This window comes from Pseudomonas sp. PDM21, assembly GCF_014852505.2.
In the GTDB taxonomy this organism is placed as follows: domain Bacteria; phylum Pseudomonadota; class Gammaproteobacteria; order Pseudomonadales; family Pseudomonadaceae; genus Pseudomonas.
In genome coordinates this window covers 629,563-646,059 of record NZ_CM181223.1, presented here as the reverse complement: position 1 = coordinate 646,059, position 16,497 = coordinate 629,563, and the positions used below count along the sequence as shown (strand labels likewise).

The following is a 16,497-nucleotide window of genomic DNA, read 5'->3' as shown; positions in this document are numbered from 1 at the left end:
GAGCACGCGCCCTGCCAATTTTCGGGGTACAAGATACTAAAGAGCTTACGGAAGCCAGTCAAGACAAAGCCCCGGTTGTCAAGACAACCGGGGCTTCGTTTGAGGCTTAATTACCGCTCAGATTGAGCGCTTCGGCCAGTGCTGCTTCGGCCTCGCTCGCGCTCACGCGCTGCGGCTTGCCGAGTTCGCGCTGACGCTTGCGCTCGCTGTGGTAGGCCAGACCGGTACCCGCCGGGATCAGACGACCCACGACCACGTTCTCCTTCAGGCCGCGCAGGAAGTCGCGCTTGCCGGTGACCGCCGCCTCGGTGAGGACGCGGGTGGTCTCCTGGAAGGATGCCGCCGAGATGAACGACTCGGTGGACAGCGAGGCCTTGGTGATACCCAGCAGAACGCGCTCGTACTTGGCCGGGAACTTGTCCTGGGTGCCCAGTACTTCGTTCTCTTCCAGCACGTGAACCAGTTCGACCTGGTCGCCCTTGATGAAGGACGAATCGCCCGACTCGGCCACTTCGACCTTGCGCAGCATCTGGCGCAGGATGGTCTCGATATGCTTGTCGTTGATCTTCACGCCCTGCAGACGGTAAACGTCCTGGATCTCGTTGACGATGTACTTGGCCAGCGAGCTGACACCCAGCAGACGGAGGATGTCGTGCGGGTTGCTCGGGCCGTCGGAGATCACTTCACCACGGCTTACCTGTTCACCTTCGAACACGTTCAGGTGACGCCACTTCGGAATCAGCTCCTCGTACGGATCGCTACCGTCGGTGGGAGTGATGACCAGGCGACGCTTGCCCTTGGTTTCCTTGCCGAAGGAAATGGTGCCGCTGATTTCCGCCAGGATCGAAGGCTCTTTCGGACGACGAGCTTCGAACAGGTCGGCAACGCGCGGCAGACCACCGGTGATGTCGCGGGTCTTCGAGGTTTCCTGCGGGATACGCGCGATAACGTCACCGATACGCACTTTCGCGCCATCGTTGAGGTTGACCAGGGCGTTCGCCGGCAGGAAGTACTGGGCCGGTACGTCGGTACCCGGCAGCAGCAGATCCTTGCCTGCGGCGTCGATCAGCTTCACAGCCGGACGAATGTCCTTGCCGGCAGCCGGACGATCCTTCGGATCCATCACTTCAATGTTGGTCAGACCGGTCAGTTCGTCGGTCTGGCGCTTGATGGTGATGCCCTCTTCCATGCCCACGAAGGCCACGGTGCCGTCCATCTCGGTGACGATCGGGTGGGTGTGCGGGTCCCACTTGGCGACGATGGCGCCCGGGTCGACCTTGTCACCTTCCTTCACGGAAATCACCGCACCGTACGGCAGCTTGTAGCGCTCGCGCTCACGACCGAAGTCGTCGGCTACCGCCAGCTCACCGGAACGGGAAACCGCTACCAGGGCGCCGTCGGCACGCTCTACGTGCTTCAGGTTGTGCAGGCGAATGGTGCCGCCGTTCTTGACCTGTACGTTGTCCACCGCGGAAGTACGGCTGGCCGCACCACCGATGTGGAAGGTACGCATGGTCAGCTGGGTACCCGGCTCACCGATCGACTGGGCAGCGATAACGCCAACAGCCTCACCGATGTTCACGCGGTGACCACGGGCCAGATCGCGGCCGTAGCACATGGCGCAGATGCCGTGACGGGTTTCGCAGGTGATTGGCGAACGCACAACGACTTCGTCGACGCTCATCTGCTCGAGGAAGTCGACCCACTTCTCGTCGATCAGGGTACCGGCTTCGACGATCACGTCGTCGCTGCCCGGCTTGAACACGTCGCGAGCCATTACGCGGCCGAGTACACGCTCACCCAGCGGCTCTACCACGTCGCCGCCTTCGATGTGCGGGGACATGACCAGGCCATGCTCGGTGCCGCAGTCGATCTCGGTCACGACCAGGTCCTGGGCCACGTCGACGAGACGACGGGTCAGGTAACCGGAGTTCGCGGTCTTCAGTGCGGTATCCGCCAGACCTTTACGAGCACCGTGAGTGGAGATGAAGTACTGGAGTACGTTCAGGCCTTCACGGAAGTTCGCGGTGATCGGGGTCTCGATGATGGAGCCGTCCGGCTTGGCCATCAGGCCACGCATACCGGCCAGCTGACGGATCTGGGCCGCGGAACCCCGCGCACCGGAGTCCGCCATCATGTACATGGAGTTGAAGGACTCCTGGTCGACCTGCTTGCCTTCGCGATCGGTCACCTTCTCTTTCGAGAGGTTGGCCATCATCGCCTTGGACACTTCGTCGTTGGCCTTGGACCAGAGGTCGATCACCTTGTTGTACTTCTCGCCCTGGGTTACCAGGCCGGAGGCGTACTGGCTTTCGATCTCCTTCACTTCCTCGGTGGCGGCATCGATGATGCGGGCCTTTTCGTCCGGGATGACGAAGTCGTTCACGCCGATCGACACACCGGAGATGGTCGAGTAGGCGAAGCCGGTGTACATCAGCTGGTCAGCGAAGATGACGGTGTCCTTCAGACCCACCACGCGGTAGCAGTGGTTGATCAGCTTGGAGATCGCCTTCTTCTTCATCGACTGATTGACCACGTCGAAGGGCAGGCCGGCCGGGACAACCTGGAACAGCAGCGCACGGCCGACAGTGGAGTCGACGATACGGGTGTTGGCGGTCAGGGTGCCGTCTTCGTTCTTGATCTTCTCGTTGATGCGCACTTTTACGCGGGCGTGCAGGGACACCTGGCCGCTGCGGTACGCGCGGTCAACTTCCTGCAGATCTGCGAAAGCCATGCCCTCGCCCTTCGCGTTGATCGCTTCACGGGTCATGTAGTACAGACCCATTACCACGTCCTGCGACGGAACGATGATCGGCTCGCCGTTGGCGGGCGACAGAATGTTGTTGGTCGACATCATCAGCGCGCGCGCTTCCAGCTGAGCCTCGAGGGTCAGCGGAACGTGCACGGCCATCTGGTCACCGTCGAAGTCGGCGTTGTACGCGGCGCAGACCAGCGGGTGCAGCTGGATGGCTTTACCTTCGATCAGTACCGGCTCGAACGCCTGGATGCCCAGACGGTGCAGGGTCGGCGCACGGTTCAGCAGTACGGGGTGTTCGCGGATGACTTCAGCGAGAACGTCCCACACTTCCGGCAGCTCGCGCTCGACCATCTTCTTGGCAGCCTTGATGGTGGTGGCCATGCCACGACCTTCCAGCTTGCCGAAGATGAACGGCTTGAACAGCTCCAGGGCCATCTTCTTCGGCAGACCGCACTGGTGCAGACGCAGGGTCGGGCCTACGGTAATGACCGAACGACCGGAGTAGTCCACGCGCTTGCCGAGCAGGTTCTGACGGAAGCGACCCTGCTTGCCCTTGATCATGTCGGCCAGGGACTTCAGCGGGCGCTTGTTCGAGCCGGTGATGGCACGGCCGCGGCGGCCGTTGTCCAGCAGGGCGTCGACGGCTTCCTGCAGCATGCGCTTTTCGTTGCGCACGATGATGTCGGGAGCTGCCAGATCGAGCAGGCGCTTCAGACGGTTGTTACGGTTGATCACGCGGCGATACAGATCGTTCAGATCCGAAGTCGCGAAGCGGCCGCCATCCAGCGGAACCAGCGGACGCAGGTCCGGCGGCAGCACCGGCAGGACGGTCAGCACCATCCACTCGGGATGGTTGCCGGAGCCCTGGAAGGCTTCCATCAGCTTCAGGCGCTTGGACAGCTTCTTGATCTTGGTTTCCGAGTTGGTCTGCGGAATCTCTTCGCGCAGGCGGCCAATCTCGTGCTCCAGATCGATAGCGTTGAGCAGCTCGCGAACGGCTTCCGCACCCATGCGGGCGTCGAAGTCGTCACCGAACTCTTCGAGGGCTTCGAAGTACTGCTCGTCGTTCAGCAGCTGACCCTTCTCGAGGGTGGTCATGCCCGGATCGATCACCACGTAGCTCTCGAAATAGAGCACGCGCTCGATGTCACGCAGGGTCATGTCCAGCAGCAGGCCGATACGGGACGGCAGGGACTTCAGGAACCAGATGTGGGCGACCGGCGAGGCCAGCTCGATGTGGCCCATGCGCTCGCGGCGCACCTTGGCCAGAGCGACTTCCACGCCGCACTTCTCGCAGATCACACCGCGGTGTTTCAGGCGCTTGTACTTACCGCACAGGCACTCGTAGTCCTTCACCGGGCCAAAGATCTTGGCGCAGAACAGGCCATCGCGCTCCGGCTTGAAGGTACGGTAGTTGATGGTCTCCGGCTTCTTGACTTCGCCGAAGGACCAGGAACGAATCATCTCGGGCGAGGCCAGGCCAATACGGATGGCATCGAACTCTTCGATCTGACCCTGGTTTTTCAACAGATTAAGCAAGTCTTTCAAGGCCTTTCCTCCTCACGGACCCGGTGCGACCGGCCTTGACCAGCCGCACCGTTCTGACGTCACGTGTTATTCGGTTTCCAGTTCGATATCGATGCCGAGCGAGCGGATCTCTTTGATCAACACGTTGAAGGACTCGGGCATGCCGGCCTCCATGCGGTGATCCCCGTCCACGATGTTCTTGTACATCTTGGTACGGCCGTTCACGTCGTCCGACTTCACGGTCAGCATTTCCTGCAGGGTGTAGGCGGCACCGTAGGCTTCCAGCGCCCAGACCTCCATCTCCCCGAAACGCTGGCCACCGAACTGCGCCTTACCACCCAGCGGCTGCTGGGTAACCAGGCTGTAGGAGCCGGTGGAACGTGCGTGCATCTTGTCATCGACCAGGTGGTTCAGCTTGAGCATGTACATGTAACCAACGGTGGTCGTACGCTCGAACTGGTTGCCGGTGCGGCCGTCATACAGACGCATCTGACCGCTCTCCGGCAGATCGGCCAGCTTCAGCATGGCCTTGATCTCGCGCTCCTTGGCACCGTCGAACACCGGGGTAGCCATGGGCACGCCGCCCTTGAGGTTGTTGGCCAGAGCGAGGATCTCGTTATCGTTCAGCTCGTCCAGGCTTTCCTGGCGGCCGCCGATCTCGTTGTAGATCTCGTTCAGGAACACACGCAGCTCGGCGATCTTGCGCTGCTCTTCGAGCATGCGGTTGATCTTCTCGCCCAGACCCTTGGCCGCGAGGCCCAGGTGGGTTTCGAGAATCTGTCCGACGTTCATACGCGACGGTACGCCCAGCGGGTTCAGAACGATATCGACCGGAGTGCCATGCACGTCGTGCGGCATGTCTTCGACCGGCATGATCACCGAGACCACACCCTTGTTACCGTGACGGCCTGCCATCTTGTCGCCCGGCTGGATGCGGCGCTTGATAGCGAGGTAGACCTTGACGATCTTCAGTACGCCCGGAGCCAGGTCATCGCCCTGCTGCAGCTTGCGCTTCTTGTCTTCGAACTTGTCGTCCAGCATCTGACGGCGGTCGCTGATGTAGGCCTGGGCCTTCTCCAGCTGCTCGTTCAGAGGATCTTCCGCCATGCGCAGCTTGAACCACTGGCCGCGCTCGAGGCCGTCCAGGTACTCGTCAGTGATCTCTGCGCCTTTCTTCAGGGCAGGACCGCCGTCGGCCTTGGCACCGACCAGAGCGGAACGCAGACGCTCGAAGGTTGCGCCTTCGACGATGCGGAACTCTTCGTTCAGGTCCTTGCGGATCTCGTCCAGCTGCATCTTCTCGATGGACAGGGCACGGCTATCGCGCTCCACGCCATCACGGGTGAAGACCTGTACGTCGATCACAGTGCCCTTGGTGCCGGTCGGCACACGCAGGGAGGTGTCCTTAACGTCGGACGCCTTCTCACCGAAGATCGCACGCAGCAGCTTCTCTTCCGGAGTCAGCTGGGTCTCGCCTTTCGGGGTGACCTTGCCGACCAGGATGTCGCCAGCCTGCACTTCGGCGCCGACGTAGACGATGCCAGCTTCGTCCAGCTTGTTCAGCGCAGCCTCACCCACGTTCGGGATGTCCGCGGTGATTTCTTCTGGGCCGAGCTTGGTGTCACGGGCAACGCAAGTCAGTTCCTGGATGTGGATCGTGGTGAAACGATCTTCCTGGACCACGCGCTCGGACAGGCAGATGGAGTCTTCGAAGTTGAAGCCGTTCCAGGGCATGAACGCTACGCGCATGTTCTGACCCAGAGCCAGTTCACCCATGTCGGTGGACGGGCCGTCGGCCAGAATGTCGCTGCGCGAAACCTGGTCACCCTTCTGCACCAGCGGACGCTGGTTGATGCAGGTGTTCTGGTTGGAACGGGTGTATTTGGTCAGGTTGTAGATGTCGACACCGGCTTCGCCAGTCTCGACTTCGTCGTCGTTCACGCGGACCACGATACGGCTGGCGTCGACCGAGTCGATCACGCCGCCACGACGGGCAACCACGCAGACACCGGAGTCACGGGCGACGTTGCGCTCCATGCCAGTACCTACCAGCGGCTTGTCGGCGCGCAGGGTCGGTACAGCCTGACGCTGCATGTTCGAACCCATGAGTGCACGGTTGGCGTCGTCGTGCTCGAGGAACGGAATCAGCGAGGCAGCGACGGAAACGACCTGCTTCGGCGACACGTCCATGAGGGTGACGTCTTCCGGCGCCTTCACGGTGAATTCGTTCAGGTGACGTACGGCTACCAGCTCGTCGATCAGCTCACCCTTTTCGTTCAGGGTGGCGGAGGCCTGGGCGATCACATGATCGGCCTCTTCGATCGCGGACAGGAAGACGATGTCGTCGCTGACCAGACCTTCCTTCACCACGCGGTACGGGCTTTCGAGGAAGCCGTACTTGTTGGTGCGGGCGTAGGTGGCCAGGGAGTTGATCAGACCGATGTTCGGACCTTCAGGGGTTTCGATTGGGCACACGCGGCCGTAGTGGGTCGGGTGTACGTCACGAACCTCGAAGCCCGCACGCTCACGGGTCAGACCACCTGGGCCGAGTGCGGAGACGCGGCGCTTGTGGGTGATCTCGGAGAGCGGGTTGTTCTGGTCCATGAACTGCGACAGCTGGCTGGAACCGAAGAACTCCTTGATCGCGGCAGCCACCGGCTTGGCGTTGATCAGGTCCTGCGGCATCAGGCCTTCGCTTTCGGCCATCGACAGACGTTCCTTGACCGCGCGCTCTACACGCACCAGGCCAACACGGAACTGGTTCTCGGCCATCTCGCCGACGCAACGGACGCGACGGTTACCCAGATGGTCGATGTCGTCGACGATGCCTTTGCCGTTACGGATGGCAACGAGGGTCTTGAGGACCTCTACGATGTCTTCCTTGCTCAGGACGCCGGCGCCTTCGATCTCGGTACGACCGATACGACGGTTGAACTTCATGCGGCCAACGGCGGACAGGTCGTAACGCTCGGCACTGAAGAACAGGTTGCCGAACAGGGTCTCGGCAGCTTCCTTGGTCGGCGGCTCGCCGGGACGCATCATGCGATAGATCTCGACCAGCGCTTCCAGTTGGTTGCTGGTGGAGTCGATCTTCAGCGTGTCGGAGATAAACGGACCGCAGTCGATGTCGTTGGTGTACAGGGTTTCCAGGCGGGCAACCTGGGCCTTGGCGATCTTCGCCAGGGCATCGACGGTCAGCTCGGTGTTGCACTCGGCGATGATCTCGCCGGTAGCCGGGTGCACGACAGCCTTGGCCACGGTACGGCCAATCAGGTAGTCGAAAGGCACTTCCAGCTGGCTGATGCCAGCCTTCTCGAGCTGGTTGATATGGCGCGCAGTGATACGGCGGCCCGCCTCAACGATGACCTTGCCGGCAGCATCCTTGATGTCGAAGCTGGCGATCTCGCCACGCAGACGCGACGGCACCAGCTCCAGATTCAGGGTCTCGCCCTTGATCTCGTAGACGTTGGTGTCATAGAACGCGTTGAGGATTTCCTCGGTGCTGTAGTTCAGCGCGCGCAGCAGGACGGAAGCCGGCAGCTTGCGGCGACGGTCGATACGAACGAACACGCAGTCCTTCGGATCGAACTCGAAGTCGAGCCAGGAACCACGGTAAGGAATGATGCGAGCGGAGTACAGCAGCTTGCCGGAGCTGTGGGTCTTGCCACGGTCGTGGTCGAAGAACACACCCGGGGAGCGGTGCAGCTGAGAAACGATGACGCGCTCGGTACCGTTGATGATGAAGGTACCGTTCTCGGTCATCAGGGGGATTTCCCCCATGTAGACTTCTTGTTCCTTGATGTCCTTGATCGCTTTGTTCGACGATTCCTTGTCGAAAATGATCAGGCGCACTTTCACACGCAGCGGGACCGCAAAGGTCACACCGCGCAGCACGCATTCCTTGACATCGAAGGCCGGCTCGCCCAGACGGTAGCCGACGTATTCCAGGGCAGCATTGCCGGAATAGCTGATAATCGGGAAGACGGACTTGAAGGCCGCATGCAGGCCGATGTCTCGGACCTGGTCCTTGCTTGCACCCGCCTGCAGGAATTCGCGATAGGAATCCAGCTGGATGGCCAGCAAATACGGCACATCCATGACGTCCGGCAACTTGCTAAAGTCCTTGCGGATACGTTTTTTCTCAGTGTATGAGTAAGCCATCAGCGTTCCCCAGCTTGGTCACCTGCTTGTTTGGCCTCTCCCGCACAGGGGAGCAGCCCAAAAATCGTGCAAACCCTAGGTTTGCGCCGCCACTCGTGGCGGGATTTTCACGTTATGGGAGGCACCTACGGCACCCCACCCATAACGGAAAAAGGCCGGTGGCAATTGCCACCAGCCATCAGCCTGTCGCTTAACGCTCGGGCTGTCGACGCAAGGTACGAACTTACTTGAGCTCGACCTTGGCGCCTGCTTCTTCCAGGGCTTTCTTGGCAGCTTCGGCTTCTTCTTTCGAAGCGCCTTCCTTGACCACGCCCGGGGCGCCGTCAACGACAGCCTTGGCTTCTTTCAGGCCCAGGCCGGTCAGTTCACGAACGACCTTGATCACGTTCACTTTCTTGTCGCCAGCTTCGGCCAGGACGATGGTGAACTCGGTCTGCTCTTCAGCAGCGGCAGCAGCCGGGCCGGCAGAAGCAACGGTAGCGGCAGCAGCGGTAACGCCGAACTTCTCTTCCATCGCCTTGATCAGTTCAACGATCTGCATGACGGACATTTCGGATACGGCGGAGATGATGTCTTCGTTGGTCAGAGCCATGACTCTAATTCCTGTATTGGGTGACGGCCTAAGGCCATCGAATTAAACAAAAAAGGTTGAAAGGAGTTGCCGAGCCTTAGGCTGCGGTAGCTTCTTTCTGATCGCGAATTGCCGCCAGAGTACGAGCCAGCTTGCTGGTAGCGCCTTGGATCACGCTCATCAGCTGTGCAACAGCTTCGTTGTAGGTCGGCAGGGTCGCCAGCACGTCGATCTGATTGGCTGCGAGGAACTGACCCTCGAACGCGGCCGCCTTGATCTCGAACTTGTCCTGACCCTTGGCAAACTCCTTGAAGATACGAGCGGCAGCGCCCGGATGTTCGTTGGAGAAAGCAATCAGGGTCGGGCCCTTGAACACGTCGTTGAGCACTTCAAACTGAGTGCCTTCAACGGCGCGCTTGAGCAGGGTGTTACGTACGACTTTCACGTACACACCAGCTGCGCGGGCCTCTTTACGGAGTCCGGTCATAGCGCCGACAGTCACGCCGCGTGCATCAACCACGACAGCGGACAGACCGGCTTTGGCAGCCTCGTTGACTTCAGCGACGATGGCCTTCTTGTCTTCGAGTTTAATTGCCACGGGTTTACTCCTGGATGTTACCGATTCGTCCAGCCGGAGCCGGACGGCGTTTTGGTGTCTGATTCGGTAAACGAATCGGGAGCACCATCTGCGTAGGCTTGAGGTTTAAGGCTTGCGCCGCCTACGGTCTTGGATAGCCCCCGCCAGGCAGGGACCCCAATACCTGCGAGCAGTGGGCGAACCCACTACTCGACTTAGTTCATCAGCCTTCCAGCGAAGCCTGATCGATCTGCAGACCCGGGCCCATGGTGGTGCTCAGGGTCACGCGCTGAACGTACACGCCCTTCGAGGAGGACGGCTTCAGGCGCTTCAGATCGCTCAGCAGCGCTTCCACGTTCTGCTTCAGCTTGACCGGCTCGAAGTCGATCTTGCCAACGGAAGCGTGGATGATGCCGTTCTTGTCGGTACGGAAACGTACCTGACCGGCTTTGGCGTTCTTGACGGCGGTAGCGACGTCCGGAGTCACGGTGCCGACCTTCGGGTTCGGCATCAGACCGCGCGGGCCCAGTACCTGGCCCAGCTGGCCAACAACACGCATCGCGTCCGGGGAGGCGATAACGACGTCGTAGTTCAGGTCGCCGGCTTTCATTTCGGCAGCCAGTTCGTCCATGCCAACCTTGTCTGCACCAGCAGCCAGGGCAGCTTCAACACCAGGACCCTGGGTGAAGACGGCAACGCGTACGGATTTGCCGGTACCGTTCGGCAGAACGGTGGCGCCACGTACGACCTGATCGGATTTACGCGGATCAACGCCCAGATTGATGGCGATGTCCACGGACTCCTTGAACTTGATAGTCGACAGCTCGGCCAGCAGCTTGGCGGCATCTTCGAAGCCGTATTGCTTGCCTGCTTCGATCTTCTCGGCGATAGCCTTTTGACGCTTGGTCAGCTTAGCCATTACACACCCTCCACGTTCAGGCCCATGCTGCGCGCGGAGCCAGCAATGGTGCGTACGGCAGCGTCCAGGTCAGCAGCGGTCAGGTCAGCCTGCTTGGCCTTGGCGATCTCTTCCAGCTGAGCACGGGTAACGGTGCCGACTTTCTGAGAGTTCGGACGAGCGGAACCGCTGGTGATGCCAGCTGCTTTTTTCAGCAGGACGGCAGCGGGGGTGCTCTTGGTTTCGAAGGTGAAGCTACGGTCGCTGTAAACGGTGATGATCACAGGAGTCGGCAGACCCGGCTCTTGGCCTTGGGTCTTGGCGTTGAACGCCTTGCAGAATTCCATGATGTTCACGCCGTGCTGACCCAGAGCCGGGCCGACGGGCGGCGACGGGTTGGCCTGGCCGGCCTTAACTTGCAGCTTGATGTAAGCCGTGATTTTCTTAGCCATTTGCTACTCCAAATGCGGGTCAAGCGCCCTGTCGGGCTCCCCGGTTGCTTTCGCGTTTTATCCCAAGGACGACAAAACCCCGCAGCCTAGGGCTGCGGGGTGTGGGATTCAGTATGCCAGTTAAACTTTCTCTACCTGGCTGAACTCCAGCTCTACCGGGGTAGAGCGACCGAAAATGAGCACAGCGACCTGGATGCGGCTCTTTTCGTAGTTAACCTCTTCGACGACGCCATTGAAGTCAGCGAACGGACCATCGATGACACGAACGGTCTCGCCCGGCTCGAACAGTGTCTTCGGCTTCGGCTTGTCGCCGCTATCAGCGACACGACGCAGAATGGCATCAGCCTCTTTATCGGTGATCGGCGCCGGCTTGTCGGCAGTACCACCAATGAAGCCCATGACACGAGGGGTATCCTTGACCAGGTGCCAAGTACCCTCGTTCATTTCCATCTGCACCAGGACATAGCCCGGGAAGAATTTGCGCTCACTTTTGCGCTTCTGGCCGTTCCGCATCTCCACCACTTCTTCGGTAGGGACGAGAATCTCACCAAACCCATCTTCCATGCCGGCCAGTTTGACCCGCTCGATCAGCGAGCGCATGACATGCTTCTCGTAACCCGAGTAGGCATGCACAACGTACCAACGCTTAGCCACGGAACACCCTTAACCTACGATCATGGAAACCAGCCAACCCAGCAGGGAGTCAAGCCCCCAAAGCACCAGCGCCATTACAAGCACTACTGCCACTACGATCAGCGTGGTCTGAGTTGTCTCTTGACGAGACGGCCATACAACCTTGCGAATCTCGGCGCGAGCTTCTTTAGCCAAGGTAAAGAATGCACGCCCCTTGACGGTCTGCAGCGAGACAAAGCCTGCAACAGCCGCCATCACGAGGATACCGAGAACGCGATAGAAGATCGGTTGCGCGGAGTAATACTGGTTGGCAACCACAGCCACCACCACCAGCACTGCAACCACAAGCCACTTCAAGAGATCAAGACGCGACTCTTTGGCTTCTACCTTCGCATTCATCTGCTAGGAATCCCGTTTAAAGAAGTGCCAGATCTTGAGAAATCTGGCAGGCCAGGAGGGAATCGAACCCCCAACCTGCGGTTTTGGAGACCGCCGCTCTGCCAATTGAGCTACTGGCCTAGAACAAAGTCAGGCCGACCATTATGCCGGCCTGAGAGGGAAAGATCAATCGATTACTCGATGATCTTGGCGACCACGCCGGCGCCAACGGTACGGCCGCCTTCGCGAATCGCGAAGCGCAGACCATCTTCCATGGCGATCGGAGCGATCAGGGTAACAACCATTTTCACGTTGTCGCCCGGCATTACCATCTCAACGCCTTCCGGCAGTTCGCAGTTGCCGGTTACGTCGGTGGTACGGAAGTAGAACTGCGGACGGTAGCCTTTGAAGAACGGGGTGTGACGACCACCTTCTTCTTTGGACAGCACGTACACTTCGCACTCGAACTTGGTGTGCGGCTTGATGGTGCCCGGCTTGGCCAGAACCTGGCCACGCTCTACGTCTTCACGCTTGGTGCCACGCAGCAGAACGCCAACGTTCTCACCAGCACGACCTTCGTCGAGCAGCTTGCGGAACATTTCAACGCCGGTGCAGGTAGTTTTGGTAGTCGCCTTGATACCGACGATTTCCACTTCTTCCTGGATCTTGACGATGCCACGCTCAACACGGCCAGTTACCACGGTGCCACGGCCGGAGATCGAGAATACGTCTTCGATCGGCATCAGGAACGGCTTGTCGATGGCGCGCTCGGGCTCAGGAATGTACGAGTCCAGGGTTTCTACCAGCTTGCGCACGGCGGAAACGCCCATCTCGTTGTCGTCCTGGCCGTTCAGAGCCATCAGAGCGGAACCGATCACGATCGGAGTGTCGTCGCCCGGGAAGTCGTAGGTGTTCAGCAGATCGCGAACTTCCATTTCGACCAGTTCCAGCAGCTCGGCGTCGTCAACCATGTCGGCCTTGTTCAGGAACACGACGATGTAAGGAACGCCTACCTGGCGGGACAGCAGGATGTGCTCGCGGGTCTGCGGCATGGGGCCGTCAGCAGCGGAGCAAACCAGGATCGCGCCGTCCATCTGGGCAGCACCGGTGATCATGTTCTTCACGTAGTCGGCGTGGCCCGGGCAGTCTACGTGAGCGTAGTGGCGTACCGGCGAGTCGTATTCAACGTGAGAGGTGTTGATGGTGATACCACGAGCCTTCTCTTCCGGCGCGTTGTCGATCTGGTCGAAAGCGCGAGCGGAGCCGCCCCAGGTCTCGGAGCAGACCTTGGTCAGAGCAGCGGTCAGAGTGGTTTTGCCGTGGTCAACGTGACCGATGGTGCCGACGTTTACGTGCGGCTTGTTACGCTCAAACTTTTCTTTAGCCATCTTGACCGCCTCCCGTAAGGAATTGAGAAAGTCACGTCACCATTAAAACAAAGGCAGATATTTTCATATCTGCCTTTGCGAGATGGAGCTCATGAGCGGATTTGAACCGCTGACCTCACCCTTACCAAGGGTGTGCTCTACCAGCTGAGCTACATGAGCAAGACATAAGCAACAAACTTGGAGCGGGTAGCGGGAATCGAACCCGCATCATCAGCTTGGAAGGCTGAGGTTCTACCACTGAACTATACCCGCGGAGCTTGCAGCTCACGCTTGAAAACTGGTGGAGGGGGAAGGATTCGAACCTTCGAAGTCTGAGACGTCAGATTTACAGTCTGATCCCTTTGGCCGCTCGGGAACCCCTCCGAGTGAGGCGGCATTCTACAGCCTGCCACCGCGTTGTCAACTGTTTTTCTTTAAAAAACTTGAGCTTAGCTCTTCGACAACGGCTTCCAGTGTTTGACCTTTTCAGGCCACCCCTGTGAAGCGGGCGCCATTCTATTCAAACTATTGAGGGCTTGCAACGTTTTTACACGGCATTGTTTGTTTTTGCAGTTCCGGGAAATCCGGGGCCAGCTGACGCACCAGGGAATCGTCCACCAGGCGCCCGCTTTCCGCGGCTATCTGCGCCCAGTAATCATGTTGCGAACGAGCAAGTTCGCGCACCAGAGCATCGTAGCCAGCGGTCTTCAGACGTTCGACAACGCTGTCCGCCGAGTCCTTGCGCTGGAAAATTCCAAGGGAGATTCCGTCAGTCAGGTCACCCTCTGTAATGATGTAACTATCGATCTTGCGCGCCTGCAGCTCGCGCAGCTGCCACAACGAAGCCTGTCGCGAAGCCAGGGGCGGGAGATAAACCCAGTAATCGACACCAGCAGCGGCATCCACTGTCTGCAGCGAGGCCTGGACATCCAGGCTCAGCAAGCGCTGAACCAGCTGCCGAGCGCGATCTTCCGCAGAGAAGCTGCCCAGGTAGATACACGCAGACGGGGGAGTAACCGCCGGCTTCTCTTCTGCCGGACGGCGCTGGGGCGTCTCAGCAGACTCACTGAGCAGACGAATATTCTTCTGCTCAGCGTGGAACAGACTGAGCGGCGCGATCTCCTTTGGACGGAGAGGCGCCTGCTGTTGGTGCCAGACGTAGTAGAAGACGTTAAGTGCGAGCAGAAAAAGAAAGAACCAACGCATCGATCAGACTCACTCGATCGGACAGGCAAGCGCCAGGCCGAGAAATACCAGATCCGGAAGCACGACAGCACGCGCAGATTCATCCTTGACCAGCTCAGCGTCGCCCCCGGTCAGATAGACAGCACAGTCATCCCCCAGCAGCTTGTTGGCCAGATCGATCTGCTCCCGCACAAATCCGCGCAGCATCAGCACGCAGCCCCGCTCCACCGCCTCTGAAGTTTCCTGGCCTGGCAACAGGTTCTGCAGCGCCTCATGAGCCGCCTCATCGTCATAGCGAATACGGCGGGTGTGGGTTCGCAGCTGGCTACGCATCAGAGGCATGCCGGGAGCTATATAGCCCCCCAGGTGCCTTCCGCCGGCGTCGACGAGATCGGAAGTAACCGCGGTACCAAGATCAAGCACCAAGCAGCCACGCCCGGCGAGGCAATGGCCCGCCACGAGGGCTAGCCAACGATCCATCCCAAGACGCTGATACTCACGGTAGCCATTCAGCACACCGCTCAGCTCGGTCGCCGGCGCAGCAATCTGCACCACAATGGAGAATGCGTTTTCCAGCCCCACACGAAGCGCGTCGGTTTCCTGCTCGCTGCGTACGCTGACCATACGGCAATAGCGAATATCCACCACTTCGCTGGCCTGCAATTGCGCAAGCAGCGCCTGATCGGAATCAGCCACGCCTCCAGCGACAGTCACCAGGTCGTGCTTTCTGACCACCCGCCACTTGATCAGGCTGTTTCCGCAATCCAACTCAAGAATCATCCGACAACCTCAGACTCAGCTCGCCTCCGCTGTAGCTCTGCTCCTTGCCATCCACCAGGAGACGCAGCGCGCCTCTCTCATCGATACCAAGGGCACGCCCAACGATATTATTGGCGACAGTGGACAGCGTGACTTGCCGCCCCTGCCATAGATGAAGGGACTCCCACTCTTCGCGGCTGGCAGCGAATCCTTGCTCGCGATGACGGGAAAGCGCACAGGCAAGCTGCGACTCCAGCGCCTGCAAAAGCTCGTTGCGATCGACCAGCTTGCCGAGAGCCTCTCGCGCCGAGGTCCACGGCTGGTCGATGGCGTCCGCCTTGCGCATATTCACATTGATGCCGATGCCGATGGCAACGCTGCAGATATCTGCAGGATCGCCCGTGAGCTCCAGCAGGATTCCAGCGATCTTCTTGCCCCCCACCAGCACATCATTCGGCCACTTGAGACCTACGTCCTTCACGCCCAGCGCCTGGATCGCCTTAGCTACCGCAAGGCCAACCACCAGACTCAACCCTTCCAACTCCTGAGCCCCACCACGCACGGTGATACCCAGGGTGTAATAAAGGTTGGCGCCGAAGGGGCTTTCCCACTGCCGACCTCTTCTCCCTCGCCCAGCGGTCTGCCGCTCACCCAGGATGGCAAACGGCGCTGCGGCGCCCGCAGACAGTCGTCGCAGAACCTCGGCATTGGTAGAGTCGATCGAAAGAAGGACATCGAGAGACCACAGGCCGGAGTCGGACCTGGGCGAGATGATGCTCAAAGGCTCTTCCAGGCGATAACCACGGCCGCGCACGCGCTGCACGACCATCCCGTAGTCACGCTCAAAGCCCTCAAGGCGCTTCCAGACGGCGCTGCGACTTACTCCGAGAAGAGCACCCAGCTCTTCCCCGGAATGAAAGCGGCCATCGCTCAGCAATTTCAGCAAGGTCTGCATATCACCCCCGCAACAGTCAGGCACGCATCATATAGAGGCATGCCCGAATTGCCTACGCAGCGATGCGTCCGAGTTTTCCGCGCGCAAAAGCAAAACCCCCGGCCAGCGATGCTGACCAGGGGTCTTGGGATAGGAGCTTGACGATGACCTACTCTCACATGGAGAAACTCCACACTACCATCGGCGATGCGTCGTTTCACTACTGAGTTCGGGATGGGATCAGGTGGTTCCAACGCTCTATGGTCGTCAAGCAATTCTTTATGGACGCTCGTGGCA

General features: G+C 59.8%; 12 protein-coding genes, 4 tRNA genes and 1 rRNA gene. All 17 read right to left on the bottom strand.

Annotated features, from left to right (window positions below; translation table 11 throughout):
- Positions 1 to 106: 106 nt before the first annotated feature.
- The 17 genes from rpoC to rrf all read right to left on the bottom strand — a co-directional run bounded on the left by rpoC (position 107) and on the right by rrf (position 16,472).
- Complete coding sequence (rpoC, locus tag IB275_RS03115) at positions 107 to 4,306, bottom strand: DNA-directed RNA polymerase subunit beta' (RefSeq protein WP_081520878.1); 4,200 nt, start codon at positions 4,304 to 4,306, stop codon at positions 107 to 109.
- Between the two features lie 66 nt (positions 4,307 to 4,372).
- Positions 4,373 to 8,446 carry a DNA-directed RNA polymerase subunit beta gene (rpoB, locus tag IB275_RS03110; RefSeq protein WP_192296375.1) on the bottom strand — a complete coding sequence of 1,358 codons (4,074 nt, stop codon included), beginning with the start codon at positions 8,444 to 8,446 and terminating at the stop codon, positions 4,373 to 4,375.
- A gap of 223 nt (positions 8,447 to 8,669) precedes the next feature.
- Complete coding sequence (gene rplL / locus IB275_RS03105; RefSeq protein WP_192296376.1) at positions 8,670 to 9,038, bottom strand: 50S ribosomal protein L7/L12; 369 nt, start codon at positions 9,036 to 9,038, stop codon at positions 8,670 to 8,672.
- A gap of 76 nt (positions 9,039 to 9,114) precedes the next feature.
- The gene (rplJ, locus tag IB275_RS03100; protein ID WP_015475313.1) at positions 9,115 to 9,615 is read right to left on the bottom strand and encodes a 50S ribosomal protein L10; all 501 of its coding nucleotides are present in this window, start codon (positions 9,613 to 9,615) and stop codon (positions 9,115 to 9,117) included.
- Positions 9,616 to 9,817: 202 nt separating this feature from the next.
- The gene (gene rplA / locus IB275_RS03095) at positions 9,818 to 10,513 is read right to left on the bottom strand and encodes a 50S ribosomal protein L1 (RefSeq protein ID WP_015475312.1); all 696 of its coding nucleotides are present in this window, start codon (positions 10,511 to 10,513) and stop codon (positions 9,818 to 9,820) included.
- A complete protein-coding gene (rplK, locus tag IB275_RS03090; protein WP_024767122.1) occupies positions 10,513 to 10,944 on the bottom strand; it encodes a 50S ribosomal protein L11 in 432 nt (143 codons plus the stop codon). Before rplK ends, rplA begins: the two co-directional genes overlap by 1 nt.
- Positions 10,945 to 11,064: 120 nt before the next feature.
- Complete coding sequence (nusG, locus tag IB275_RS03085; RefSeq protein ID WP_015475310.1) at positions 11,065 to 11,598, bottom strand: transcription termination/antitermination protein NusG; 534 nt, start codon at positions 11,596 to 11,598, stop codon at positions 11,065 to 11,067.
- A 9-nt stretch (positions 11,599 to 11,607) separates the two neighbouring features.
- Entirely contained in the window at positions 11,608 to 11,976 is a 369-nt protein-coding gene (secE, locus tag IB275_RS03080) for a preprotein translocase subunit SecE (RefSeq protein ID WP_045217345.1), read from the bottom strand.
- 44 nt (positions 11,977 to 12,020) lie between these two features.
- Positions 12,021 to 12,096 (bottom strand) — tRNA-Trp (locus IB275_RS03075).
- Between the two features lie 53 nt (positions 12,097 to 12,149).
- Complete coding sequence (gene tuf, locus IB275_RS03070) at positions 12,150 to 13,343, bottom strand: elongation factor Tu (RefSeq protein ID WP_054910987.1); 1,194 nt, start codon at positions 13,341 to 13,343, stop codon at positions 12,150 to 12,152.
- 83 nt (positions 13,344 to 13,426) lie between these two features.
- Positions 13,427 to 13,502: transfer RNA gene (locus IB275_RS03065), tRNA-Thr, on the bottom strand.
- A 19-nt stretch (positions 13,503 to 13,521) separates the two neighbouring features.
- Positions 13,522 to 13,595 (bottom strand) — tRNA-Gly (locus IB275_RS03060).
- A 26-nt stretch (positions 13,596 to 13,621) separates the two neighbouring features.
- Positions 13,622 to 13,706, bottom strand: a tRNA-Tyr gene (locus IB275_RS03055).
- Between the two features lie 141 nt (positions 13,707 to 13,847).
- A complete protein-coding gene (locus IB275_RS03050; RefSeq protein ID WP_192296377.1) occupies positions 13,848 to 14,528 on the bottom strand; it encodes an SPOR domain-containing protein in 681 nt (226 codons plus the stop codon).
- Positions 14,529 to 14,537: 9 nt separating this feature from the next.
- Positions 14,538 to 15,287: a pantothenate kinase gene (locus tag IB275_RS03045; protein ID WP_192296378.1), complete on the bottom strand. Its 750-nt coding sequence runs from the start codon at positions 15,285 to 15,287 to the stop codon at positions 14,538 to 14,540.
- Positions 15,277 to 16,221, bottom strand: coding sequence for a bifunctional biotin--[acetyl-CoA-carboxylase] ligase/biotin operon repressor BirA (gene birA / locus IB275_RS03040; protein WP_192296379.1), 945 nt, complete (start codon positions 16,219 to 16,221; stop codon positions 15,277 to 15,279). The genes IB275_RS03045 and birA overlap by 11 nt, the downstream gene beginning before the upstream one ends.
- A 135-nt stretch (positions 16,222 to 16,356) precedes the next feature.
- A 5S ribosomal RNA gene (rrf, locus tag IB275_RS03035) occupies positions 16,357 to 16,472 on the bottom strand.
- Between the last annotated feature and the right edge of the window lie 25 nt (positions 16,473 to 16,497).